Here is a 22,911-nt window from a genome sequence, read left to right as displayed (position 1 = left end):
GTCCCGAGGCAGAAGCGGCGGCGCTCAGGCTCCGCGTGCGGGGGCGATCCGCCCTCAGAGCTGGCGAATCCAATCGATACACTCCCTGCAGCGCTTCCCCCCGCAGAAGATCAGGTCCCACAGAACAAACAAGCCCATCACTCCTGCGCTGAGAAGTATCCACGCCAGCCAACTACTCATCGTACTGACCCTCCCCGCCGGTCACCCTACCGGCCTCAGCGGCGGAGGCGCCCGTGACTTGCCGATCCGTGATGCATTTCACTGCTCCTGCCACCTCTCACACAACTCCGCCCTTATCAGGGCAACAGCTTCGGGGCGGGGCATATTCCTGACTGATCAGGGGAACCCTGCCGGGATGGTCGCCCCTTCCCTTTTTTTGCCCGCTCGACGCCTCGCGCAGCGGGCGCGTCAATTCTCGCGAAACAGTCGTTGCATTCTCAGGGAAGGCAATCGCCCCAGGTTGCCGTAGGCAGACCACTCGGTGGGATTCCGAGGATTCTTCCCTCGCCTAGCCTGTTAGATCCGGAAGAATACTCCGAATGCCTCGAGGAATGAAGAGGAATTGCCGGAAATCGGCGATTGTTCTCGGTCTGATCCAGAAACTACGGCCCCCACATGGCCTAAAAAAAGAGCGGGGTGGCCGTGAGACCACCCCGCTGCCGGAAGCACGCGCAGGCTTAGCCGCCCACGGAAGCCCCGAGCCTGCCCCAGCTGCTGTTGACCTCCGCGAAGAGCGGCGTCACACGGGGCGCCTGGATCTCGTCCGGGCTCGCGGGAGCCTGAATCTCATCCTGCCTCACGGGAGCCTGGATCTCGTCTCGGGTGTCCAGCGCCGCAAAGGCCGGCGCGGCAAACAACAGCACCGCCAGCACCATCGAAAGCACTCGAGTCATCATTCGCTTCCCCTCCTTTCTGTCGTCATCTGACTGCACTCACTAGATTAGATGCACCAGACGCGGCGTGAGATTCTCGAGCAGCGTCCGGCTCACGCCCGATGTTCAGAGCGTTCGGGCATTCTGCCGAAGCATCGAGCGTGAGCAGTATTCCGGTCGGTTCACAGTAATTAGCGGGGCAGCGCCCTCAGAAGATTTTGCTGCTGGATGCCGTTCGTGACGTCGTAGTCCAGGTGGGAACGGCGCGACCGACCGCCGGTCACGTCGCGCCCGATATCTTTCTGGGCTCGCGCTGCCTCCAAGTCGGCCATAACCTGTTCGGCATCTTCCGCGGCCACTTCCGGCGAGGGGAGCGGACGGACGATCGGGCGCGTGCCCTTCCGCACCGGGATATCGCTCTGTTTGATCTCTAGCCGGATTTCACCTTTCTGCGGCTCCGACGCGTCCTGAGCCACGGCTGCCACCGGGAGCATCACGAGCGAAATGAAGAGACTCACCAGGATTCGGCGAAACCATGTCGATTGCGTCCCCTTTCGCAAAATCATTTTTCATTCGCTCCCGCCCTGTCTCCTTCTTTCAGGGCTTCCCGCCCCGAGTCCAGCGTGTGGCGAATCCCCCAGCGGAGGATCCAGCTCCGCTTGGCTCCTTCCAGGAGCGCCGTGAGATCCTCGTAGACCGTCGGGTCGACGAGAAATGCTCCCAGGGTCCCGTCACCCCTGGCGATCTTCGCGCTGATCTCTTTGAGGTGCCGGGAGGCGTCCGTCAGATTCTCCACGAGCTGTCTGGATTCTGGATCAAAAAGAAGGGCCGGGATCGCGCCATCGCCTTCCCGGATCGCCTGGAGCAGGGAATGGAATTCCTCGAACGTCTGCGAGGCTTTCTCGAGGATCTTGCCACCTTCCGGGTCATAGATCAGGGCATGGGCCAGGCCCTGACCTTCCTTCACCTCGTGGGACAGGGCCGCTAACGCCTCGGCGCTGCGACCGAGGTCCTGCACGAATCGCCGGCTGGCCGGATCCTGAGTCAGCCAGGAGAACGCCCCATCCCCGCGATCGAGCGAGGCGGCAACGGATCGCACGGAGCTGAGCGTGTCGGCGATCAGCCGCTTGCTTTGCGGATCGTTGACGAGCCAAGGCAGGGCGCCTTCCCCGCGCTCCAGCGAGGAGGCAGCAGCGCGGATCGAGCCCATCGTTTCGGTGACCAGCCGCTTGCTTTGGGGATCGTTGACGAGCCAAGGCAGGGCGCCTTCCCCGCGCTCCAGCGAGGAGGCAGCGGCGCGGATCGAGCCCATCGTTTCGGTGACCAGCCGCTTGCTTTGCGGATCGTTGACGAGCCAGGGCAGGGCGCCTTCCCCGCGCTCCAGCCAGGTGGCAACGGCCCGGACGGAGCCGAGCGTGTCGGTGACCAGCCGCTTGCTTTCGGGATCGTTGACCAACCAGGGCAGCGCCCCAGCTCCCCGCTCCAGCGAGGCGGCGAGCCGCTCCGCATGTCCCAGGAGCCGCTGCCCCTGGCCGATGAGCGCGCGGAAGTCGGCCGACTCCTCGACCCTGAGGGTGGCCCCGTCGGGAAGGCGGGGTTCCCGGGGGTTCCCCACGCTGATTTCGATGAACTTGTCCCCCATGACCCCCATGGTCTCCAGCCGGGCGACCGAGTCCGGACGGATGTTCTCGATGGCGCTCCCCGCCACGTGGAGTTCCACGAGGACCTTCTGCTCGGGGGGACTGGGCAACTGGATCCGCGTCACCCGGCCGACCACCACCCCGGCCACGCGGACCGTCGCCCCCTCGTGCAGGCCGGCCACGTTGGTGAAGAACGCCTTCAGCGGATGCTGCGCGGCAAAGTATCTCCCCCGCTGCCCCAGAAAGAAGATCGACAGGGCAAAGAGGAGGAGTCCCGCAAACACAAAGAACCCCACCGCGATCTTGACGCCGGGCCGCGATTCCATGGAGACCTCCCTTGCTCCTCCGCAAAGTCGTTCCTTAGTTGAACGCGCCCTCCAGGAACTTCTGCACCTCAGGTCTCGACGAATTTCGGAATGCCTCCGGGGGGGCGACCTCGATAACCTTGCCGTTGTGGAGCAAGGTAATCTGGTTCGACACCATGAACGCACAGTGCAGGTCGTGGGTCACCACCACCGAGGTCTCGCACAGATCCCGCCGTAGCCCGGCGATCAGCTCGCAGATCATGCGGGCGTTCCTGGGATCCAGGCCCGCCGTGGGCTCGTCGAACAGGAGGAGGTCTGGCTGGAGGGCCAGGGCCCGGGCGATGCCAACCCGTTTCTTCATCCCGCCGCTCAGCTCCGCCGGGTACTGATCCTCGATCCCGGGCAGCCCCACCTGCTCCAGGACCTCGGCCACGCGGTCGCGGACCTCCCCCTCACTTGCCTTCGTGTGAACCCCGAGGGGGAACGCGATATTTTCGCGGACGGTGAGGGAGTCAAAGAGAGCTGCCCCCTGAAACACCACCCCCATCCGCTTGCGGAGGGGGAGCAGTTCCCGCTCGTTCAGGGCGGCGTTGTCCTGCCCAAAGAGGAAGATCTGGCCGCGGTCCGGTTTGATGAGGCCGGCAATGAGCCGCAGGAGCGTGGTCTTGCCGGCGCCGCTCCCCCCGAGGACGCTAACCGTCTCGCAAGCCCGTAGACTGAGGTCAACGCCGGCGAGCACCCCATGACCGTTGAAGGCCTTGTGGATTCCCTGGAGCCGGAGGATTTCTGGCCGCTCCAGTTGTAGCGCCTTCATGGTTTCTCAGTTACACGAGGAAAAAGAGCTGGGTCAGGAGATAATCGGCCACCAGGACGGCAATCCCGATCGCCACCACCGTGCCCGTGGTCGCGTGCCCCAGCTCGGTGCTCCCCCCCGTAAAGGTCAGGCCCTGGTAGCAGCCGGCTACGGCGACCAGAAATCCGAACACCACCGATTTCCCGAAACCGCTGAAGTAGTCCCGAAAGGTAGTGAGGTCGAAGATGGTATTCCAGTACAGCATATAGTCGAGCCGGAACTGAACCATGGCCACGAGCAGCCCGCCGATGACCCCGATGACGTTCGCAATGATGGTGAGGAGCGGGAAGACCACCAGGCCCGCCAGCACCCGTGGGACCACCAGGAACCTCACGTAGTTCGCCCCGATGGCCCGAAGGGCATCGACCTGCTCGGTCACCCTCATGGCCCCCAGCTCAGCCGTGATCCCCGCTCCGACCTTTCCCCCGATGAGGAGCGCCGCCATGAGCGGACCCGCTTCCCGGACCATGGACCGGGCCACTCCCGGGCCGAGGTAGAGGGTCGCCCCAAAACGCTCCAGCTCATGCGCCCCCTGAAGGGCAATCACCATCCCGGCGAAGAGCCCGGCAATCACGCTCAGGACCACCGAGCGGACTCCCATGGCATGGATCTGCGCCACGACGAGGCCGAACCGGTAGGGCGGGAGGAGCGCTTCACGGAGCGCCTGGCAGGCCAACAGCGCGCTCCCGCCGAGATACCCGAGGAATCCCCTCATCGCGTCTCTTCCCTCAATCGTCGAAAGCCGCGAACCAGGGCCTCGAAGTCGCCCTTCACGTCCGAGTAGTCCTCGGGCGCAGCGAACAGCACCAGGTCGTAGACACAGCCGGCTCCCTTGACGGTATAGCCATGCAGGAGGAGCTCGCGGCCTCCCAGCTCGCCCCGCAGAACCACCTCCAGCGCCTCCTCCGGGGAGGCGGTACGGCGTTCCTGCCACAAGATCTGCTTCCCCCGGATGCCGAAGAAGAGGTGCCGACTGACGATCTCCAAAGGTCGATCGCGTGGGATCCCGCCACAGGTGGCGTGGATAGAGATCCCTGCCTGCCGATGCGCATGACGCAATAACAGGTCCGGTTCCTTATCCGTCTCGACGTTCCAACCCGCCAGCGGGAGCTGGACTGCAAAGCCCTTGGCCTGATTCATGTACGCTCCAGCGCTGATCCGACCGCCCGCACAGGCCACGAGGAAGATCCCGAGGACCGGAAACCAGATCCGAAGGCGGCTGCCGGCCTGCCAGAACCCGATCATGGTCATAACGGAGGCCACAGGGCCATCGCGATGTGAAGGACCTGATCGACTGCGGCATGCTGCATACTCAGCCGAGCGGCGCTAAACGTCTCCCGGGAGCGTTCTGCGCGCTCCGGAGGCGGAGGCTACCTGACCGTGTATCCGCGCGCTTCCATGCACGCCGCGTAGGCCCTGTCGTAGCCCTGCTTGTTTTTCGTGTAGCCGACGGTGCCGCCGAGTCCCGCGCCGCCGATCCCGCCGGCCGCCGCGCCGATGGCTGCCCCTTTGCCCGGGTTCCCCGTCGCCGCGCCGATGGCCGCGCCGGCGGCCGCGCCGGTCAGCGCGCCCATGAGCGCACCGATCCCCGCGCCTTTGGCCGTGTCGGTCAGCGGGTCAAAGCCGGTCTGCTGCTGTGCCCACGCTTGGCACTGCGCTTGGTCGCGCGACGCCTGCTCGGCACTCTGCGCTCTCGCGGGATAGGCGTACACACTCGGCTGCGGCAGACCTGAGGCGCAGCCGCTCGCGCCGATCCCGAACCCGATCAGCATCATGCCGGCAATGAACCGTCTCATGCCACTTCCTCCTTTTGCCGCTGTTGACGCGACCATGTGCCGCGGGCGCCGAGGTCGCTCGTATCACCCGAGGCCGCGCCCGCCACCCTCTCCTTCCTGTGGTCTTCTACTCGTTATTGAGAGGTGTTGCCTCCTCCCGCTTGTGGCCTCATCCCTAAGAAGGAGGAAGCAGATCAGACGATTCGTAAAGTTTTCCTGAATCTCCATGCGGGAAGGTGCCCGCTTAGGCGTACGCTTCAGCGGTGGCCGGAAGACCAGGCCTTTGCGGCTCGGGCGGGCTCGGCGGGGACCTCGTCCGGGTCGGCGAGGGCAAGGAACGCCTCGAGCGGGGCGCGTCGGCTGGGTTCAAGGAAGGTCATAGCGGTGCGAACAGGCGGCTGGAACTTCGCGTTGAGAGTTCCGGGGATTCTGAGGACATGGGCGATTTGGGCGGAGCCAGGATCTCCCTGGACCCGGTGGGCGAGCCCCCGAAGGATCCGCTCAATCGTTCGAACTCTCTCGGGGGTGAGCTCCACGGCCTCCCGAAGAGCCCAGTAGAGGTGGTGCCCCCGGCCGGTGAAGACGATGGCCGTTGGCGGCGGCACCTCGGGGGGAATATGGACGGAAAGCTGGTCAACGTTGGCCCAAAGGGCGGGCAAGCTGACGAGGTCCCGACCAGCGCTACACCCGCGGGCTATGCCGAAAAAGGCCTCCACGTAGGAGCCGCGTTGGCCCAGCCAGCGGGAGATTTGACCCACCGCTTCCGGAGCAGTCCAGAAGCGGGTGCTCCGGCGGCTCAGCGGGTCGCTCGCGCGAAGCTCGACCCAGCCGGCGGCCGGGGGAAAGCTTGCGAGAAGCGCGAAGAATGAAGCATAGCTGTCAGCCATTGCTGACCATCTGTGCGGCCTTTCTCCCTCACCGCGAGGGATCGGGACCGTGCTCATCGTGGGAGCGCTCGCCGTTGCCGTTTTTGCCCCGCCGCAGGTCGCACCGGACGACCCAAGGTAGCGAGAAACCGTCTCATCGTGTTCTCCTTTCTCTGCCGCTACACGGCGCGGCGCTGATAGAGGATTCCCATTACTCCGCCGTAGACCAGGTGGGCCATGAGGCTCATCATGCTCAGGAGCCACGCGCTCGGGGCCTGGGCATCTGATCTCACCGCGCACGGATTCGCAGGCTTCGGGGCGACGGCTCCGCACGGATTGACGGCCTTCGGCTGGATCGCGCACGGATTCGCCGCCTGGGGGGCTGGCCTGAGGCCGCACGGGTTGGCGGGCCTCGAAGCTCCGCAGGGGTTCACCACCACCTGAGCTTCAACGGGTGGGTTCACGGCCGCCTGGACCCAGGCCATGGCCGGGCCCATCAGGGTGATGGCGAAGAGCCAGGGCAGGAGGGAAAACAGGGCGCCCCTGGCCCACCGCGGCCCCGGGAGGATCTGTTCAAAGAGCGCGGCGTAGAGGAGGGCGAGTGTCACCCCGATGCCGAGGTGCATGAGGCCCCCCACTACGTATGGAGAGACGCCCAGGGGGAGCAGGCTCCCGAGGGCCTGGAGGAGATCCATCGCAGGGAGACCCACGAGGGGAGCGGAGTACATCAGGGCAGTCATGGCGAGGGTTCCTGCGAGCCCCCCTAGGAACGCTGAGCCAAGGTTTACCGACTTCATCGCTTCTCCTTTCTGTGGTTAGCATCACCTGGTTGTAGGGGTCGATAGCTGCTAATGCTCGTCCGGACACCCGTACGATGGGCGAGGCGGCGGGTAGGATTCGCAAGGATTTTTTGAATCTCCGGACGGCTACGCGCCCTCTAAGCAGAGGAGGCGGCTAGTCCCGGGAGACCCGTGGGCTAGCGTCGGACCTTGCGGGAAGGAGAGATGTTGATGCTTCGGTGCCGGGATATCGTGGAGCTGCTCGGAGAGTACCTGGATGGAGAGCTGGACCTCGCCACCGCCGAGGCGCTCACGGCCCATTTGGCAGACTGCCAGGAGTGTACCGCCTTCCTCAACACCTATCGCGGCACAGTTCGGGCGGCCCGCCAGCTGACAGAAAGTGACCTTCCTCCCCAACTGCGCGAGCGCCTGCTGCGGTTTCTCCGCGAGCAGAACCGGTCCTGACCGCTTCGGGCCAGTCGGTCAGCGAGCCGACGACTGGGAGGATCATTGGATGGTCAGCGTGGACATTGTCATCGTCGATGAAGCTGACCGTAGCTCCTCGGTCCAGATCACTCTCCACGACGTACCTGGCCCCTTGGCAGATGTGCAGGTCCGACCAGCCGGAGTGGCTGAAGCGACTGGAGCGGCCAACACGAGTCACACAGGGGGGAGCTAGAGCCGTGAATCCAGAAAGGCACCAGGTCGATTCGTTCAAGTACCTGAACCCGGCATCAGCCATGCTGGTGAAGTCGCTCATCGCTCGCGGCCCGTGGGAGCCCGTGCCCTGGGCACCGCTCCGCCGACGGCTAGAGGAGGCTACCGTGACCCTGGTCAGCACCGCGGGGATCTCCGTAAAGGGCGATCCACCATTCGACGGCGAGGGGGAGCGGCGAAACCCCTGGTGGGGGGACCCATCGTATCGGGTGATTCCCCGAACCTCCACGGCCCGCGACGTGGTCGTGTCCCACCTGCACATTGAGACCCGGTATATCACCGAGGACCTCAACGTGGCGCTGCCTCTCGAGCGGCTCGCCGAACTCGAGCACAGCGGTCGGATCGGACGCGCCGCGCCGTCGCACTACTCCTTTATGGGATATCTCCTGGATCCGACCGAGTTCCTCACCTCCACGGTGCCGCCGATGATCGAGCGGATGCGGGCGGAGGGCGTGGATGCGGCGATTTTCATTCCGGTCTGACCCATCTGCTGCCGGTCCGTCGGGCTGGCGCAACGGACGGTCGAGGCGGCGGGAATCAGCACCATCGCGCTTTCGATGATCCCGGATCTCACGGGCACGGCTGGAGCGCCCCGGGTGGCGGGGATCGAGTTCCCCTTCGGTCGACCGGTCGGCCAGCCGCACGACGCGGAGACACAGCGCGCGGTGCTCTGGTCGACCCTCGAGGCGCTGCGGGACGCCGATCGCCCCGGGACCGTGACTCATCTGCCGTTTGAGTGGCCAGAGCCGGCTGATCAGGTGCACTGGCATCCGGCCGAGCCCTCGCCCATCCTGAAGCTTCTGAGGCAAAATCCGGCCCTCTTCGGGCGGGTCGTCGAAGGGCATATCCCGCCCGAGGCATCGCGAAGAGACCCATAGATCTCGACTCGGATTCGCGGATTCTCCCTCTCCCCGAACTCTCTTCTCTCTCAAGCGGCAGAGTGACCGAGAGGACGCGGTGTCCATCGCCGGCCGAGCGCCCCGGCATGTTCGGATCAGAGTCAGCGGGCTGGCGAGAAGAGGGGAGCGAGCTCCTGCCGAAGGAAGAGCCGGGCGCGATGAACCCTGGACTTGACCGCGGCGACACTCAGCCCGAGGGCGGCCGCCACCTCTTCGTTGGGGAGCCCTTCAACGTCGCGGAGCAGGATGACGATGCGATACTCCTCGGGAAGGCGGCTGAGGCTCCGCTCGATGGCGGCTCGGCTCTCCTTGGCTACAGCCGGATCATCGAGCTGGCTGGACCAGTCCACCACGGGCTGGACATGCCGGCCCTCGTCGTCAAAGACGGGGAGGAAGGCGTCCAGTGAGACCTCCGCGCGGGACCGCCTGGCCCGCAGTCGCTGGTATGCGGCATTGGCCGCGATTCGGTAGAGCCAACTCGACAACGCCGCATCGCCCCTGAACGTCTGGATCTTCTGGACCACGGTCAGCAGGACGTCTTGTGTGACCTCCTCGGCGTCCCGGGGGTCGTCGAGCAACCGGCGAGCCAGCCGATGGATCCAGCCGGCATAGCGGTCGACGAGCGCCTCGATCGCGCTGGCGTCGCCGCGCCGCAGTCCCTCCACTAGGTTCCGGTCTTCGCGGGCCTTTTCTGTCATCAGACGACGTCCCTTAACGTTAACAGATGCCCTGTTCGCGCAATTCCATTGCGGCCACGAATCCTCCTTACTGTGCATCGCATCATACACTGGGCCGTGTGGTCTGTGAAGGTTTTAACGGAAGGAGGCTCGGTGACGCTCCAGGCTCAGACATCACGTGACGGGAGCGGCGAAAATCCGGCCGTCGTTAATTGAACCCACGAGGATCATTGGATGGCTGAAGACAAGAAACCCGTGCCGCGCATCTGACCCTCAACACTCCTCCTGCTCCTGTTGGGAGCGGTCGCGTTGCTTTGGCAGCTCCTCGGCTAACGAGGAAGGTTTGAACGAACCCGGGTCACGATTGACGTTGTCGGTGACCTGGTAGTAGTACTCAAGCCCTTGCCTTTCGAAGCTGCCCTTTATCCGGGCGCAAGGGGTCTCCGTCCCGGAAATAATTGCGGTTCCGGGAATAAAGGAAGTCGCGACGTGGTTTTCTTAACAAAGAGTGGAGTTTGTCCGAGAAGGGGGGTGAACCTGGATGCTCCGGCAACTCATCAGCGTCGCGTCGGTTGTTGCAGTGCTGAGCCTGGGGCTCGGATCGGAAGCGATGGCATATTCGCACACCGCTAAGAACCCCTGCGCCGTCAAGCAGCCCGCAAACCCGTGCGCGGCCAAGAATCCCTGCGCGGCGAAGCAGCCCTGTGCCGCGCAGCAGCCGTGCGCCGCCAAGCAGCCCTGCGCGGCTAAGCAGCCGTGCGCCGCGAAGAACCCCTGCGCTCCGAAGAAGTGAACCCGACGAAACAAACCCTGGGTGGGGAGCTCAAGAGCTCCCTGCCCACACGTAGTTCGTGGCCATGCCCGGCCGTATGCGGCTACGCGCGCTCGAAGGCCTGATCGCGTACTTTCGGCCATTCGCTGGTTCGGCTGACCGGTTCGGTCACTTCGAGCGCGCGCTCGGCTTTTCAGCAGCGATGTTGGCATGGCTCTCGGTGCCGGCCGAGGCCCAGACCCTGGGTCAGGTCTTCAAGCAGGTGAGCCCTTCCGTGGTCGTGATCCGAACGAAAGAAAAAGATGTGGCGGCTCGGGTCCAAGGCCAGCCGACCAGCGTTGCCGGGATGGGCTCCGGGGTGCTCATCTCCCAAGACGGGAAGGTGATGACCGCGGCCCACATTGTCCATACCGCGGACGAGATAAGCGTGCACTTCCTGAGCGGGGAGGTCGTCGGGGCACAGGTCATCGCTTCTGAACCGGAGGCCGACGTGTCGCTCCTCCAACTTGAGCCCGTGCCGGCCCGGGCGCGGCTGGCAAAGCTGGGTGATTCCGACAAGGTCGAGGTGGGCGACCAGATCTTCATCGTAGGCGCGCCGTACGGGATCAGCCACACGCTGACAGTGGGCCACATCAGCGCCCGCCACAGGCCCAACACCGTCTACAGCGGCATGGCGCTCGCGGAATTCTTCCAGACGGACGCCGCGATCAACCAGGGGAACTCCGGGGGGCCGATGTTCAGCATGGCGGGTGAGGTGATCGGGATCGTCAGCCACATCATCTCGAAGTCGGGGGGGTTCGAGGGACTGGGGTTTGTCGTCACTTCCAACATGGCGCGGCGGCTTTTGTTGGAGCAGAGATCGTTCTGGACTGGACTTGACGGCTACGTGCTCTCAGGAGATCTCGCCAAGGTGTTTAACCTCCCCCAGCCGGTGGGGCTGCTCGTCCAGCGGGTGGCGGAGCGTTCACCAGCCGCGCTGATCGGGCTCAGAGCGGGGACCATGAAGGCCACGATCGACGGCAAGACGCTGACGGTGGGTGGGGATATTATCCTCCAGGTCCAGGGGATCCCGATCACGGATAGCACCAGTTACGAGAAGATTCAGGAGCGGCTGAGTCGCCACCACCCGGGAGTCCAGATCACGATCACGGTGCTGCGGGAGGGCCGACAGTTGGAGTTGACCGGTCGGCTTCCCTGAGCCTGTCTCATCGGGCGCGGCCAAACCCGACCACCGTCTGGTCGTCGCGGATCAGCGGGCGGAAGCGGACAGGAAACCCGACCTTTATCGGACACCCCGAGCAATTCCCCGGGGGTCGTGAATCCTTCGGAATATTCATCGCACCCGAGGAGTTAAGGGATGCGAACACCACGGTCATGCGCAAGGAGGGCCACATGATGAGAACGATCTGTCGGAACCTGCTCCTGGCCGGTTGGATGGTGGTGGTCCTGGCCGTCCCCGCTTGGGCCCAGGGGAAGGGCAAGCCCATCACCCTTACCGCACGCGTGGTGGACGCCGTCTGCCTGCTCCCTACCGGGCTCAAGGGAGAGTCGCACCGCGAGTGTGCGATCGGCTGCGACAAGGCCGGCGTCCGGATGTACCTCTTGGACGAAAAGGCCAACGCCATGTACGCGGTGATGGCGGACGTCCCGTTCAAGGACCCTAACATCCCGCTCCGTGAGCACCTCGAGCGGGTGGTGACGGTCAAGGGAAACCTGTTCACCGGGCCGGGCGGGCTCAAAATCATCTCCGTGAAGGAGGTCCAGGCTGAGGCCACAGCGCAACCCTGCGCCCCCAAGGCGAAGCAGCCCTGCGCCGCGAAGAACCCCTGCGCTCCGAAGAAGTGATACTGTCAGGCTCAGCGCTGAAAAGCCCGAGGCTTGGATGAATCGGCCGATTGTGACGACTGTGGCCTTCCTCAGCCATTTGCTGGTGGGCCTGAACGTGTTGGCATCTGCCGATGAGCCTGCTGGTGGGGACTCCGGGGAGCGACTTCCCCTGGCGACCATCCTGGCTACCCCTGACCGATACGCAGGGAAAGAGGTCGTCATTCAAGGGGTGGCAGTGGAAATGACCCGCGCCATCTTTCCCAACGGGCGGCCGTATTACACCCTCTCGGTCAGTGATGGGCAAGCAGCCATCACAGTATTCTCCTGGGAGCGGCCTTCGGTCGAACGGGGTGACCTCGTTGACGTCGTCGGCGTCTTTTACACCTGGCGGTATAATCTCCGTCAGGTGATCGAGAGTCGCCGGATAACCCGCTCGGGGTCTTCGACCGGGCGCCTTGGAACTCCTCGGGCAAGCGCTCACGGGGAGAGGGTTGTCATGCGCTCCTGCTTTTCCCCGATCTCGAGGCGCTCTTGACCGGCCCGCTGGATCCAGCCGGCATAGCGGTCGGCGAGCGCCTCGACCGCGCTGGCGTCGCCGCGTCAAAGTCCCTCCACTAGCCGAAGTTCTCGCCAATTTCCCCGACCGAGGATCGTATCGAATATTCACCGTATCTCAGGTGTTACCCGAGTGAGGAACGAAGTTGAGGGAGCGCGGATTGGATTAAACACAAGCCCCGAATGTGAAATCGGCAACAGATTTTCAAAAAAGAGCGGAGATGACAAGCCACGCGAGGGCGCGAGGGGGTGGCTGTTGTGGACTGGTTGGCGTGTGTACTCCTTGCAGCAGGGCTGATCGTCCTCTTTGTTCTGTGGGACCTCATCTTCTGCGGTGGGAAGCGCTGCAGGGAGTTCATTGATCGGTTGAGGTGAACGCCACGGAAAAGGCCCTAGTCCACGTGAATACGCGCGCTCGCCGGCCAAGTGCTACCGTCGCGATCCCTAAAGGCATAACGATGCGCGAAGCCCTGTTCCTGCTCGGAGCACTTGCCCGCGTGAAGGAGCGCAAGTTCGGCCGGCTCGCGGTGACGGTGAGCGATGGGCGGGTGGTCGACGTCGAGCTAACAGAAAAGATCGAACGAAAAGTGTTGCAGAGCTTCTGAGCTTCGGCTAGCGTCATGTAATCCGGCTGACCTGACGTACAGGAGGCCGCCCGAGGAGTCCTTATCGGGCTCGAGGGCGGTCTTTTTTATTTGCATCAGCCGGGACAGAAAGGGGGTGGGATGAGTTTCGGCCAAACGGGCGGTTGGGGTCTTGCGTAGACCGTCCTAACGCAACCTACCGACGCAAGAGGAGACAGGGTATGCGAGTAAGGCGATGGCAAATCGTGATGGCGATGGCGGGGCTCCTGACCGCAAGCCCAGGCGCCGTCGCGGAGGTGCGGGCCCAGGGCGTAGATGAGCTGAAGCAGCGGATTCAAGAGCTCGAGCGATCGACCCGTGAGCAGGTCGAAACCCTGAAGCGGATGATCGAGCAACAGGAAGCCCAGCGTGCACAGGAACGGCGTACCCAGGAGGAGCGCGAGAAGGTGTTGCGAGCCCTCCAGGAGCAGGTGGAGCGCCAGCAGGTCTCTCTCCAGAAGCAGGAAGCCCGGGTCGCCAAGTTCTTCGACGGCTGGGAGAATTTCTTTGACCTTCAGGCTGGCGCCAGGCAGGGCAGCGCCCAGGAGCGGAGCCCGCTCGGCAAGGACATCCAGGGCAACGTCTATTCTGGCGATAGGTTCAAGATCCGGCTGGGTGGCTCCCTTCGCCTCCACGTCCAGCGCAACGATACGCCGGTCGGGGAGTCTGTATCGTCCGCTCTCCTGCCGGATCCGACGGTAGGCGGAGGCAACAATGCCGACCGCGACAACTTCCGCGCCTTTGCCGGCCGGACCCGGCTCAACCTCGGCATCGAGGGTCCCCCGACGCTCGGCGGCAGGACCCAGGGCTTCTTGGAGTTCGACTTCAACCGGCAGTTCAGTAGCGGCGAGGGCGGGGCCATCAACAACAACCCTCGGCTCCGCCACGCCTTCGCCCGCTGGCGCTTCGATGACCTCCTGACCAAGGGGGACGAGCTCATGCTCACCCTCGGCCAGACGACCAGCTTCGCCGACAATGTGCCCGACACCGTGGACTTCAACACCCAGCTCGGCGGCCTAGGCGCCGCCCTCCGGCGGAATCCGCGCATCGAGCTGGTGCACAGGTACCCGCTGGCGACAGGCGTCAGGTTCGTCAGCTCGGTTGGCTTCGAGCGTCCCTTCTTCGGTAATGATTTCATCAGCACCGACCTGGGCCCGGGCGACCTGAGCGGCTTTCCGGCCGTCAGCGGCGGCATCGGCCTTGAAACCGGTCGTCTCGGCCAGGGCTTCGGCATCGGGAGCACCCAGGCCTATGTCCGGACCACCTGGGGTGAGTTCGAGGAGCGTTTCACCACGGCCGCCATCCCCGCAACGGCCTTCGGTGCCCAGACGAACTTCAGAGAAGATAACTTCACGAACCAGACGGTCCACGGGACCTTTATCCTGGACCGTATCGGCTTCAATAAGACCGGGCGCGCCCTGACACTCAAGCTCATGGGCGGCGGGGTCTGGGCCCGCGGCGATGCCCTGCATGAGAACGCCGAGTTCGGGCCGCGGGTGATCCTTGACAGTGACGGCCGCCTGACGCCGGCCGAGAGCGCCGGCGGGTGGATCAACCCCATCTTCTTCCTCACGGACACGCTCAGCATCCGGTGGGCCGGCGGTACCCAGTATTTCCTGGACGACGATCGGCCGGTCATCAGTGGCGCGCCGGTCGGCGGCAGCGCGTTCCCCAACCCCTTCTTCAAGGTGAACAACCGGCAGTCAGAGGTCAGCCTCTGGTGGACGCCTGGGCCGTTCACTTTCGCCCTGAGCTATAACCACACGCTGACCCACTTCAAGCGTGTGAGCCCCTTGGGCGGCTCCGAGAGCCGGGAGAACGAGAACAACAAGATCGAGTTCATCAGCTTTTTCAGCTTCTGAGAAGCTCGGAGGGGGGCTCCGCCCCCCTTCCGATGCCTCCCCCCTTCGGTTGCGCGGGCCAAGCCCGCGCTCGAACCAGATTTTTTCGCAGCCTGCTTAAGGCGTTGGCGGCGGAGCGGGACTACGCGGTCCCGCTCCGCCAGGGGAATGCTCGGATCCTCGGATGCCGTGTGCGGAACCCACTCCCGGCGCGCATCGGTCCACCGCGGTTGTCTCACTGGCCAAGCAGGGAAGAGGCCGACGTGTGAAGTATTCCACAGGCTCTAAATCGCCCTTGACAGCCTCTTGAGCTTCACCTAGATTGTCTGCCTTAGACGCCTAGCTAGATTGTCTGCATTAGACGCACCAAGCTTCCATCTTCTAACGTCATGCTGAGGAGGAGGGAACCCATGAGGACACTTCTGATGGCTCTCGCGGTGGTCGGCCTGCTCGCCGGGCCTGGACTGGCTGACCAATCTCACTCGCTGGTTCAACAGGTGTATGATGACACCGCGTTTCGTTTCGACGAGAAGACCAGTCGCCTGGATTCACTCGCTCTCGGCGCCAGATTCCTGTGCGATGAGGCGTTGGCGCTGCACGACGCGGGCAAGTACACCGAGGCAATCGCAAAGGTGAAGGAAGCCGCCAAGCTGATCGGTCTCACCCTCAGGATGAAGTGAGATCCGTCATAGCGCCCTTGTTCGGCCAGGCCTAATCAGCCCGACTCTCGCCGCGGCCGCAGCCGTTGCTCTGATCTCGGTAGGCTGCGCCCGCGGCCCGCTGGTCCTACCGGTCCGAATCGAGGCCGAAACCCTCACCGCCGCCGCCCGCCCTGGCCGCCTTGTGGGCTATGAGTCTGCGGTGCGGGCCATCGCGGCCGTCATGGTGGGTGAGCTGGGCCTCCCCTTGCCGCGTCAGTTCACGGTCTTCGTGTATCCGACCCGATCTGAGTACGAGCAGGGACTCGTCCGCGAGGGGACCCTGTCGCCGACGCGGGCGGCCGAGATCGCCGAGTATTCGGTCGGCCTCGGGCAACACCGTCGCCTCTTCGTCAACGACGAGGCGTTTCGCGGAGGTTGCCGGAGCGCCTGGCTGGGCGTCGTGGCACACGAGCTCACCCACGCGGCGCAGTACGAGCTGTCGGGAGGGCGGCGCGGGAGATCCGAGCAGTGGCTTCGCGAAGGTATGGCTGATTGGGTCACCTTCCGGCTGCTCGAACGCCTCGGTGAGGGGACATTCGCCGGCCACCGGAAAGGCGCGATGGCCATCGTGCGCCAGGCCCTTCCAGTGCTTCAGGAGCGGCCTCTCGATCTCGTTGATCTGGGGCGTCCCGCGGGCTGGGAAGCCCAGGCTCTCCGTACAAACGGCAGGCTGGCCTACCAGCTCGCTTTCCTGCTCACCGACGACCTCATTCGTCACCAAGGATTCGATCGGCTGCTCGAGTACTTCCGGTCGTTCGCGGATTCCGACGACCGCTTGCGTCACTTTCAGCAGGCATTCGGGCTCTCGGTAGCGGAGTTCGGACAGGACGCCCTCAGGCGAATTCGGCAAGAGATCGAACGTGAGGAGTTAACCCCCGTTCAAGACGCGGCCGCCGTTATCTCCAGCGTCACCGCCGAATCGCGCCTCATGGACGAGGCCGAGCAGTGTCCCGCCGATCTCATCGACGCCGGATCGAGCCAATGACGCCGGGCACCGGGTAGGACGAACGTGCCCGAGGTCAGGAGGCGGCGCGGGCCAGGGACGAGGTCAGCCAGTACAGCGCGACGTACACGACCACCATCGCCACCACGACCGTCGCAAGGAACATCCACTGCGCCCGAGCGCCCGCCAGCGTGCACGCGTTTCGGCGCCGCAGGATCCGGACAGCACCGGCCACCGCGAGGACGATGGCGGCGCCGCGGAAGTACCAGCCGTACTCGTAGTAGAGCGTGTTCCCCAGGCTGATCGCGAACGACACCGACGCCAGCCCCAGCAGCACCAGCACCGTCGGAGTCACGCAGCAGGAGATTCCGAGGAGCCCCGCGAGGGCGCCGAGCCTGAGGCCGGAGCGATCCATCACTCCGCCCCGGCACCGCCCGCCGGCATCGGGAGGGGAAGCCGCCAGTCGTAGGGGCGCCAGGCCAGGCGGGCTACGCCCTGGCCGAAGAGAGCCCGGCGAACCGGTCCCTCGTCAAGGTACTGCGCGAGAAACCCCGCGAGACCCCCGGGAAAGTCGTCGAAATCGGCGCGGAACCACTTGAAGATCGGCGACGCGGTCAGGATCTGCCCGTCCAGCGTCACCTCCCGGTTCACGAAGGCCCGCGCCGCCTCGTCCAACTGTGCGTCAAGCCCCAGCCCGTGATACCCCCGCACCCGGGGGCACGACCGGGCCCCGCAGCTGATCGCGAAATGGACCCGCGGATCGAGGGGTGTGACCGCATGCGCCAGCCGGGGATCATCCGCTGGAAACGGCGCCACCCCCGAGAGCGGGTTGGGGCGGTTTCCCCGGAGCACGCCGTGCTCGATCTCGTCGGCGCTGAACACGAGCCCGCCGAAACGGTAGCTGATCCGCGCGAAGAAGTCGGGCGCCTCCCAGACCGACTCGCGGATCCCCAGCGCGGTGATCCCGTCGCCCACCAGCGCGTTGTAGGCGTTGATCCAGAAGGCGAGGCGCTCCCCGCGCGTCTGGAGTGCGTCGAGCTTCGGCCCTGGCCGGACGTCCAGGATCACCCGGTCGGTCGGGACAGGCGCGGTGATCACCGCCGAGCTCCCGGGTCCAGGATCTCTAGGCTTCCAGGTCGGTCTTGAGCGACTCGTTGATGCGGTTCGTGAAGTTGGCCGTGGCGACCGTCACGGCCAGCTCGACCAGCTCCCGGTCGGACAGGTGCTTCTTCAGCTCGGCGTGGAGCGCCTCGTCCGTGTCGACCTTGCTCGTGAGCTGCTCCGCGTAGCGGATCACCAGTCGCTCCAGCTCCGTGTACGCCGGGTCTGACGCGTAGCTGGCGAGCCCGTCGATCTGCGCCTTCGCGAGTCCCACCCTCAGCCCGAGGGTCGTGTGGTGGGTGAATCAATAGTGGCAGTGGTTCAACTGCGCGCTCTTGAGATAGGCCAGCTCCCGCAGCTTCGCGTCCAGCTTCATCTCCCTGAGCGCGGCGCTCAGGCCCAGGTAGCCGGTCAGGGCCTTCGGCGAATGGGCCAGCACCTTGTGGAAGTTCGGAACCCGCCCGATCGCCTTCTGCGTGGTGTCGTACACGGTCTGAAGCTCGGGCGGAACCTGGTCGCGGTCGAGGTACGGGACCCGGGCCATGGCTATCCTCCGGCGCGCGACCGGCCCGCCGGCGCCGTCTCGGCGTACGCGAGGTTGTGCGGGTAGGCGCTCTCGGGATCCGTGTCCACGCGCATCGTGATGTTGAAGTGGTTGCCCCAGATGAAGAGGGCCGCCGCGAACACCAGCTCGATCAGCTCGTCCTCCGAGAAGCTCCCCTTGAGCTGGCCGAAGAAGCGCTCATCCACCGTGTGCGGATCCGCGACCATCCGGTCCACCAGCTCGATGGCCAGGGCCTCGCGCCGCGAGAGTTTGCTCTCGTCGATCTTGTGGGCCAGCTTGGCGAGGGCCTCTGCCTTCGTGAGCCGGCTGATATCGGATACGCCGATGGCCGGCTCCTTGGGCTTCACCTGCTCGCTCACCGGAGCGAGTCGGACCGTCGCTCAGTACGTGCAGGCGTTCAGGTGGCCGGTCCGGATCCGCATCATCTCCAGCAGCGGGGGCTCCACCAGCCCGCCCCCGCCGAAGAGGTACTCGAACACGGCGGCGATGCGTTTGAGCAGCTCGGGGCGCCGGGCGATCAGCCCGAACATCTGGGTGTCGCCGAAGCCATCCCTGGAGAACTGAATGATGCCGTTGACGGCGGGATCCGGGGCCTCGCCGAGCTTGAGGGAACGAAGTCGCGTTGCCATAAGACCCTCCTTACTCCGCGTAGATCAGGTTGGGTGGGCCCGAAGGCCGAGAACGCCTTAACCCATCAACAGCGTGGGAGGCGGTCAATATTCCCGGCCACCAACGAAGCAAGCCGAAAGCCGCCGGCGAACACCCCGGCGGCCTTCGTGAGAGCTGGCTCCCCGGGCAGGACTCGAACCTGCAACCTTGTGGTTACGAGTGCCCCGGCATTTCTACCGGGCTCGGACTATCTCTTCACCCTTCTTGAGCTCGGCGTCAAGGGAGGGTGTCGGGCGCTGATGAGGCGTTATTGGGATGGGCTCCTCAGCCTCTAGTCTCTGCACGTTCCTGCCTACGCATTGGCCCTTCGGCAGGCTTCGCTCAGGGTTACCGTGCCGAAGCGCGACGGCTTCGGGGTAGGCTTCCCTGAATTCACCCGATGTTCCATCCACAGTTTCCCGTGGACGCTGCAGTGGCCCACAGCCACCTGCTCTACCGGTTGAGCTACCGGGGAGTAACGCTATTCTACCCCATCTCCTTGCGCCCCTCCAAGCCCCGGCCCCGGGTACCCGCGCCGGAAGGCGTGGCCGCGCGCTCGAAGGGTATTACGCCGACACGCTCCCAGGCGCCGCCGGCTCGTCGATGTCGAGCGTCGTCACGCGACGGAGCTCACGGCGGTACTGGGTGTCGTCGAACGCCCGCGCGCGATGCATCGTGGCGCGGTTGTCCCAGATCACGAAGTCTCCCACGCGCCACGAATGACGGTAGACGAACTGCGGCTGGGTCGCGTGCTCGATGAGGTCCCTGAGGAGCAGCCGGCCCTCGGGGACCGGCCGGCCGATGATCCTCGACGCGTGCGAGGCGATGTAGAGCGAACGGCGGCCCGAGCGCGGGATCGTCCGGACGAGCGGATGGACCGCCCCCTTCAGCTTCTCCTGCTCCTCCTCGGAGAACTCGAACCCGAGGGTCTGGCGCGAGTACGCGATCGAGTGGTGGGCGCGCAGCCCCTCGAGCCGCGCCTTCGTCTCCGCGTCGAGGGCGTCGTAGGCGGCCCGCGTGTCGGCAAACTCGGTGTCGGCGGCGACAGGGGGCACGGCCCGCGCCGACAGCATCGAGTAGCGCCCGGGCGGATCCTGGAACGACGCGTCGGTGTGCCACAGGCGGTTGCCGAGCCCGTACACGCGACGGCGATCGTCGAGCCGCAGGATCTCGCCGTGCTCGTCGAGGTTCGAGATGTCGGAGAGCGCCTCGTTCCCCAGGCGACTCTTGTGCAGCACGCTGCTCCCCGTCTTTGTGTGGAGCCGGCCGTCCAGTCGCTGGGCGAACGCGAGCTGCTCGTCGTCGGTGAACGGCTGATCGCGGAAGACGAGGACGGCGTACTCGTCCAACCCGGCCCGGATCCCGGCGAGCGTTTCGCGATCGTGGACCCGGCGAAGATCCACCGGGCTCACCTCGGCGACGAAGTGCGGGTGAAGCTTCCGGAATGTCAGCGCCACGGCCCTCCTCCCTCTCCTACGCCATTCAGGATCGTCCCGCCGACCTCGACCGGCCTGGCGTCGCTGAGGATGGCGGCGACCAATGCTCTACCCCATCTCCTTCCGCCCCTCCAACGCCTTGGCGAGGGTGACCTCGTCGGCGTATTCAAGATCGCCGCCGACGGGGAGGCCCCGCGCGATCCGCGTGATGCGGGGGACGAGGGGCTTCAGGAGCTTGGCCAGATAGATCGCCGTCGCCTCGCCTTCCACGTTCGGGTTGGTCGCCAGGATCAACTCCTCGACCGGCCCGGCCTCGAGCCGGGCCAGCAGCTCGCGCACCTTGAGGTCCTCGGGCCCGATCCCGTCGAGCGGCGAGAGCGCGCCCAGCAGCACGTGGTAGCGGCCGCGGAACTGACCCGTCCGCTCCATCGCGAGGAGGTCGTTGGGCTCCTCGACGACGCAGAGGAGGCGGCCGTCGCGCCCCGGGTCGTTGCAGATGCGGCACGGATCCCGGTCGGTCACGTTGAAGCACACCGAGCAGTGGACGATCTCGCTCTTGAGCTGGGTGAGGGCCTGGGAGAGGGCCTGGACTTCGTCGGCGGGGCGCTTCAGGAGAAAGAAGGTCAGCCGCTGGGCCGTCTTGGGACCGATGCCCGGGAGCTTCTGCAGTGCCTCGATAAGCCGGGCGACCGGGTCGGGATAGTAGGCCAACACCGCCCCTACGGCGTCAGGCCGGGAATCTTGAGCCCCCCGGTCAGCTTTCCCATCTCGGCGGCCACCAGCTCGCGCGCCTTGCGGAGGGCTTCGTTCACGGCGGCGAGGACCAGGTCCTCAAGCATCTGCGGATCGTCCGGGCTGATGACCTCGCGGTCGATCTTGATCGAGAGGATCTCCTGATTGCCATTCGCCTCCACCGTCACCATCCCGCCGCCCGCGGTGGCCTCCACCGTCCTCTTCGCGATCTCCTCGCGCATGGCCTCGAGCTGGGCCTGGAGCTTCTGGGCCTCCTTCATCAGATTACCAAAGCCCTTCACGGGATGGCTCCTCCTTCCTGGTTTCGCGGCTTCACCGCCACGACCTCGCCTTGAAAGATCCCGAGCGCCGTCTGCACCAGAGGGTGCTCCTGGCCTGGCCCGGAGGGCGCCGACGCGGTCGTCACCTCGATCCGCGTGGCGCCGGGGATGTGTCGCTGCACAGCCTCCGTGACCAGCTCCCGGTTATTGCGATCGCCGAGGAGATCGGCGTGGAAGTGGTTCCCCATCAGCGAAAGCACGAGCTGTCCCTCGCGAAGGGCCACCGGCGTGGACTGCTGAAGCACGGTGCCCAGGGTGGGCTTCGTCTTCGTCACTTCGTCCACCACGCGCTCCCATCCGGCCTCGAACCCTTCGCCCGGGTCTGATGCCGGCGCCTGACCCGGTGGGTCCACGGGCGCGGGAGCGACCGGGCGCTCAGCCGGGCGAGGAGGCGCGACGGTTGGCGGAGCCGCATCCTCGCCCACGAAGAGGCTCTCCTGAGCCGTCTGGGCCTTGGACGGGGCCGAGCCGGTGATCGCCATCTGGCGGAGCCGGGCCTCCGCTTCCTCAACGCGGGCCAGAACCGCTTCGATCGCCGCGGGCACCGGACGGCGGGTCACCCGCACCGCCGCGATCTCGAGCTCCACGCGCGGGTTGGGCGACCGGCGGATTTCGGCTTCAGCCTCGAGGAAGGCCCGCAGGAGATACAGAAGCTCGTCCACGCCGGTGCGCTCGGCGAGGGCGTCCAGCTCCGCCACCTCACCCGGAGCGAGCCGGGACCCGACGGAGTCCGGCGCCACCTTCAGCAGTAACAGCAAGCGCACAGCTTCCACCACGTCGCGGCAGAGCCCGGCGAGGTCATCGCCCTCCCGGACCGCCTGGTCAACGGCCTCCAGGCACGCCGCGGCATCACACGAGACGACGGCCGCGACAAAGGCGCGAACCAGCACCGGGCCGCTCGCGCCCAGGAGCCGGGCGACCGGGGCCGCGTCGAGCCGGCCGCCGCCGTAAGCGAGAGCGGTGTCCAGCAGCGAGAGCACGTCCCGCAGGCTCCCCTCGGCCCCTCGGACGAGCAAGGGGAGCGCGCTGCGATCGTACGCGATCTGCTCCTCCGCGAGCACCCGCTCGAGGCTCGCGGTCAGGACCTCTGGCGGGATCGGCTTGAAGTCGAAGCGCTGGCAGCGCGAGAGGATGGTGAGCGGGATGCGGCGCGCGTCGGTCGTGGCCAGGACGAAGACCACGTGCGGGGGCGGCTCCTCCAGGGTCTTGAGGAGGGCGTTGAAGGCCGGCTCCGTGAGCATGTGGACCTCGTCGATGATGTACACCTTGTAGCGGCCACGCGCTGGCGCGTAGCGGACATTCTCGCGAAGGGTGCGGATCTCGTCGATGCCGCGGTTGGAGGCGCCGTCGATCTCGATGACGTCCACCGCCGTCCCCGCCTGGACCTCCTGGCAGAGCCCGCAGCGACCGCACGGCTCGGGGCCGTCGCGGGAGGTGCAGAGC

The 22,911-nt window shown here is 65.6% G+C and carries 29 protein-coding genes; 9 read left to right on the top strand and 20 right to left on the bottom strand.

Annotation, left to right across the window (positions count from 1 at the left end; genetic code table 11):
* Positions 1-677: 677 nt before the first annotated feature.
* The 9 genes from HY726_00610 to HY726_00570 all read right to left on the bottom strand — a co-directional run bounded on the left by HY726_00610 (position 678) and on the right by HY726_00570 (position 7,051).
* Positions 678-896, bottom strand: coding sequence for a hypothetical protein (locus HY726_00610; protein MBI4607493.1), 219 nt, complete (start codon positions 894-896; stop codon positions 678-680).
* Between the two features lie 167 nt (positions 897-1,063).
* Positions 1,064-1,390 (bottom strand): hypothetical protein, encoded by a 327-nt coding sequence (locus HY726_00605; GenBank protein ID MBI4607492.1) that lies wholly within the window; start codon positions 1,388-1,390, stop codon positions 1,064-1,066.
* Between the two features lie 44 nt (positions 1,391-1,434).
* Entirely contained in the window at positions 1,435-2,838 is a 1,404-nt protein-coding gene (locus HY726_00600) for an MCE family protein (GenBank protein ID MBI4607491.1), read from the bottom strand.
* Between the two features lie 34 nt (positions 2,839-2,872).
* On the bottom strand, positions 2,873-3,631 hold the full coding sequence (locus tag HY726_00595; protein MBI4607490.1) for an ABC transporter ATP-binding protein: 759 nt from the start codon (positions 3,629-3,631) through the stop codon (positions 2,873-2,875).
* A gap of 10 nt (positions 3,632-3,641) precedes the next feature.
* Positions 3,642-4,385, bottom strand: coding sequence for an ABC transporter permease (locus tag HY726_00590; protein ID MBI4607489.1), 744 nt, complete (start codon positions 4,383-4,385; stop codon positions 3,642-3,644).
* Positions 4,382-4,921, bottom strand: coding sequence for a hypothetical protein (locus HY726_00585; protein MBI4607488.1), 540 nt, complete (start codon positions 4,919-4,921; stop codon positions 4,382-4,384). Before HY726_00585 ends, HY726_00590 begins: the two co-directional genes overlap by 4 nt.
* 119 nt (positions 4,922-5,040) lie before the next feature.
* Positions 5,041-5,466 carry a hypothetical protein gene (locus HY726_00580; protein ID MBI4607487.1) on the bottom strand — a complete coding sequence of 142 codons (426 nt, stop codon included), beginning with the start codon at positions 5,464-5,466 and terminating at the stop codon, positions 5,041-5,043.
* Between the two features lie 236 nt (positions 5,467-5,702).
* On the bottom strand, positions 5,703-6,332 hold the full coding sequence (locus HY726_00575) for a hypothetical protein (GenBank protein MBI4607486.1): 630 nt from the start codon (positions 6,330-6,332) through the stop codon (positions 5,703-5,705).
* A 158-nt stretch (positions 6,333-6,490) separates the two neighbouring features.
* The gene (locus HY726_00570) at positions 6,491-7,051 is read right to left on the bottom strand and encodes a hypothetical protein (protein ID MBI4607485.1); all 561 of its coding nucleotides are present in this window, start codon (positions 7,049-7,051) and stop codon (positions 6,491-6,493) included.
* Between the two features lie 264 nt (positions 7,052-7,315).
* On the opposite strand from HY726_00570, the gene HY726_00565 reads away from it, so the two are divergent.
* The 3 genes from HY726_00565 (at position 7,316) to HY726_00555 (ending at position 8,685) form a co-directional block, all read left to right on the top strand.
* Positions 7,316-7,555, top strand: coding sequence for a zf-HC2 domain-containing protein (locus HY726_00565; protein ID MBI4607484.1), 240 nt, complete (start codon positions 7,316-7,318; stop codon positions 7,553-7,555).
* Positions 7,556-7,773: 218 nt separating this feature from the next.
* Positions 7,774-8,289, top strand: coding sequence for a hypothetical protein (locus HY726_00560; GenBank protein ID MBI4607483.1), 516 nt, complete (start codon positions 7,774-7,776; stop codon positions 8,287-8,289).
* Positions 8,290-8,364: 75 nt separating this feature from the next.
* Complete coding sequence (locus HY726_00555; protein ID MBI4607482.1) at positions 8,365-8,685, top strand: hypothetical protein; 321 nt, start codon at positions 8,365-8,367, stop codon at positions 8,683-8,685.
* 122 nt (positions 8,686-8,807) lie between these two features.
* Here the strand turns inward: HY726_00555 and HY726_00550 are convergent, their stop codons facing one another.
* The gene (locus HY726_00550; protein MBI4607481.1) at positions 8,808-9,404 is read right to left on the bottom strand and encodes a sigma-70 family RNA polymerase sigma factor; all 597 of its coding nucleotides are present in this window, start codon (positions 9,402-9,404) and stop codon (positions 8,808-8,810) included.
* A gap of 953 nt (positions 9,405-10,357) precedes the next feature.
* On the opposite strand from HY726_00550, the gene HY726_00545 reads away from it, so the two are divergent.
* From HY726_00545 to HY726_00520, 6 genes are all read left to right on the top strand, one after another.
* The gene (locus HY726_00545; GenBank protein ID MBI4607480.1) at positions 10,358-11,353 is read left to right on the top strand and encodes a trypsin-like peptidase domain-containing protein; all 996 of its coding nucleotides are present in this window, start codon (positions 10,358-10,360) and stop codon (positions 11,351-11,353) included.
* A gap of 194 nt (positions 11,354-11,547) precedes the next feature.
* On the top strand, positions 11,548-12,000 hold the full coding sequence (locus HY726_00540; GenBank protein ID MBI4607479.1) for a hypothetical protein: 453 nt from the start codon (positions 11,548-11,550) through the stop codon (positions 11,998-12,000).
* 995 nt (positions 12,001-12,995) lie between these two features.
* On the top strand, positions 12,996-13,142 hold the full coding sequence (locus HY726_00535) for a DUF2292 domain-containing protein (protein ID MBI4607478.1): 147 nt from the start codon (positions 12,996-12,998) through the stop codon (positions 13,140-13,142).
* 200 nt (positions 13,143-13,342) lie between these two features.
* Positions 13,343-15,022, top strand: coding sequence for a hypothetical protein (locus HY726_00530; protein ID MBI4607477.1), 1,680 nt, complete (start codon positions 13,343-13,345; stop codon positions 15,020-15,022).
* Between the two features lie 389 nt (positions 15,023-15,411).
* Positions 15,412-15,681 carry a hypothetical protein gene (locus HY726_00525; protein ID MBI4607476.1) on the top strand — a complete coding sequence of 90 codons (270 nt, stop codon included), beginning with the start codon at positions 15,412-15,414 and terminating at the stop codon, positions 15,679-15,681.
* Between the two features lie 181 nt (positions 15,682-15,862).
* Complete coding sequence (locus HY726_00520) at positions 15,863-16,687, top strand: hypothetical protein (protein MBI4607475.1); 825 nt, start codon at positions 15,863-15,865, stop codon at positions 16,685-16,687.
* 34 nt (positions 16,688-16,721) lie between these two features.
* On the opposite strand, the gene HY726_00515 is transcribed toward HY726_00520, so the two are convergent.
* From HY726_00515 to dnaX, 10 genes are all read right to left on the bottom strand, one after another.
* Positions 16,722-17,060, bottom strand: coding sequence for a hypothetical protein (locus HY726_00515; GenBank protein MBI4607474.1), 339 nt, complete (start codon positions 17,058-17,060; stop codon positions 16,722-16,724).
* Positions 17,060-17,743: a DUF547 domain-containing protein gene (locus tag HY726_00510; protein ID MBI4607473.1), complete on the bottom strand. Its 684-nt coding sequence runs from the start codon at positions 17,741-17,743 to the stop codon at positions 17,060-17,062. Before HY726_00510 ends, HY726_00515 begins: the two co-directional genes overlap by 1 nt.
* Before the next feature lie 25 nt (positions 17,744-17,768).
* Positions 17,769-18,020, bottom strand: coding sequence for a hypothetical protein (locus HY726_00505; GenBank protein ID MBI4607472.1), 252 nt, complete (start codon positions 18,018-18,020; stop codon positions 17,769-17,771).
* 30 nt (positions 18,021-18,050) lie between these two features.
* Positions 18,051-18,290: a carboxymuconolactone decarboxylase family protein gene (locus HY726_00500; protein ID MBI4607471.1), complete on the bottom strand. Its 240-nt coding sequence runs from the start codon at positions 18,288-18,290 to the stop codon at positions 18,051-18,053.
* Between the two features lie 2 nt (positions 18,291-18,292).
* The gene (locus tag HY726_00495) at positions 18,293-18,658 is read right to left on the bottom strand and encodes a hypothetical protein (GenBank protein MBI4607470.1); all 366 of its coding nucleotides are present in this window, start codon (positions 18,656-18,658) and stop codon (positions 18,293-18,295) included.
* Between the two features lie 33 nt (positions 18,659-18,691).
* Positions 18,692-18,940, bottom strand: a complete 249-nt coding sequence (locus HY726_00490) for a hypothetical protein (GenBank protein ID MBI4607469.1) — start codon at positions 18,938-18,940, stop codon at positions 18,692-18,694.
* A gap of 585 nt (positions 18,941-19,525) precedes the next feature.
* Positions 19,526-20,416, bottom strand: coding sequence for a TauD/TfdA family dioxygenase (locus HY726_00485; GenBank protein MBI4607468.1), 891 nt, complete (start codon positions 20,414-20,416; stop codon positions 19,526-19,528).
* An 87-nt stretch (positions 20,417-20,503) separates the two neighbouring features.
* Positions 20,504-21,106 carry a recombination protein RecR gene (gene recR / locus HY726_00480; GenBank protein ID MBI4607467.1) on the bottom strand — a complete coding sequence of 201 codons (603 nt, stop codon included), beginning with the start codon at positions 21,104-21,106 and terminating at the stop codon, positions 20,504-20,506.
* 8 nt (positions 21,107-21,114) lie between these two features.
* Positions 21,115-21,408, bottom strand: coding sequence for a YbaB/EbfC family nucleoid-associated protein (locus HY726_00475; GenBank protein ID MBI4607466.1), 294 nt, complete (start codon positions 21,406-21,408; stop codon positions 21,115-21,117).
* A 17-nt stretch (positions 21,409-21,425) separates the two neighbouring features.
* A partial coding sequence (dnaX, locus tag HY726_00470) for a DNA polymerase III subunit gamma/tau (protein ID MBI4607465.1) occupies positions 21,426-22,911 on the bottom strand: 1,486 nt, incomplete at its 5' end.

This window comes from Candidatus Rokuibacteriota bacterium (genome assembly GCA_016209385.1).
GTDB lineage: Bacteria > Methylomirabilota > Methylomirabilia > Rokubacteriales > CSP1-6 > JACQWB01.
The sequence above is the reverse complement of the archived record's forward strand: the minus strand, read 5'-3'. Positions and strand labels throughout refer to the sequence as shown.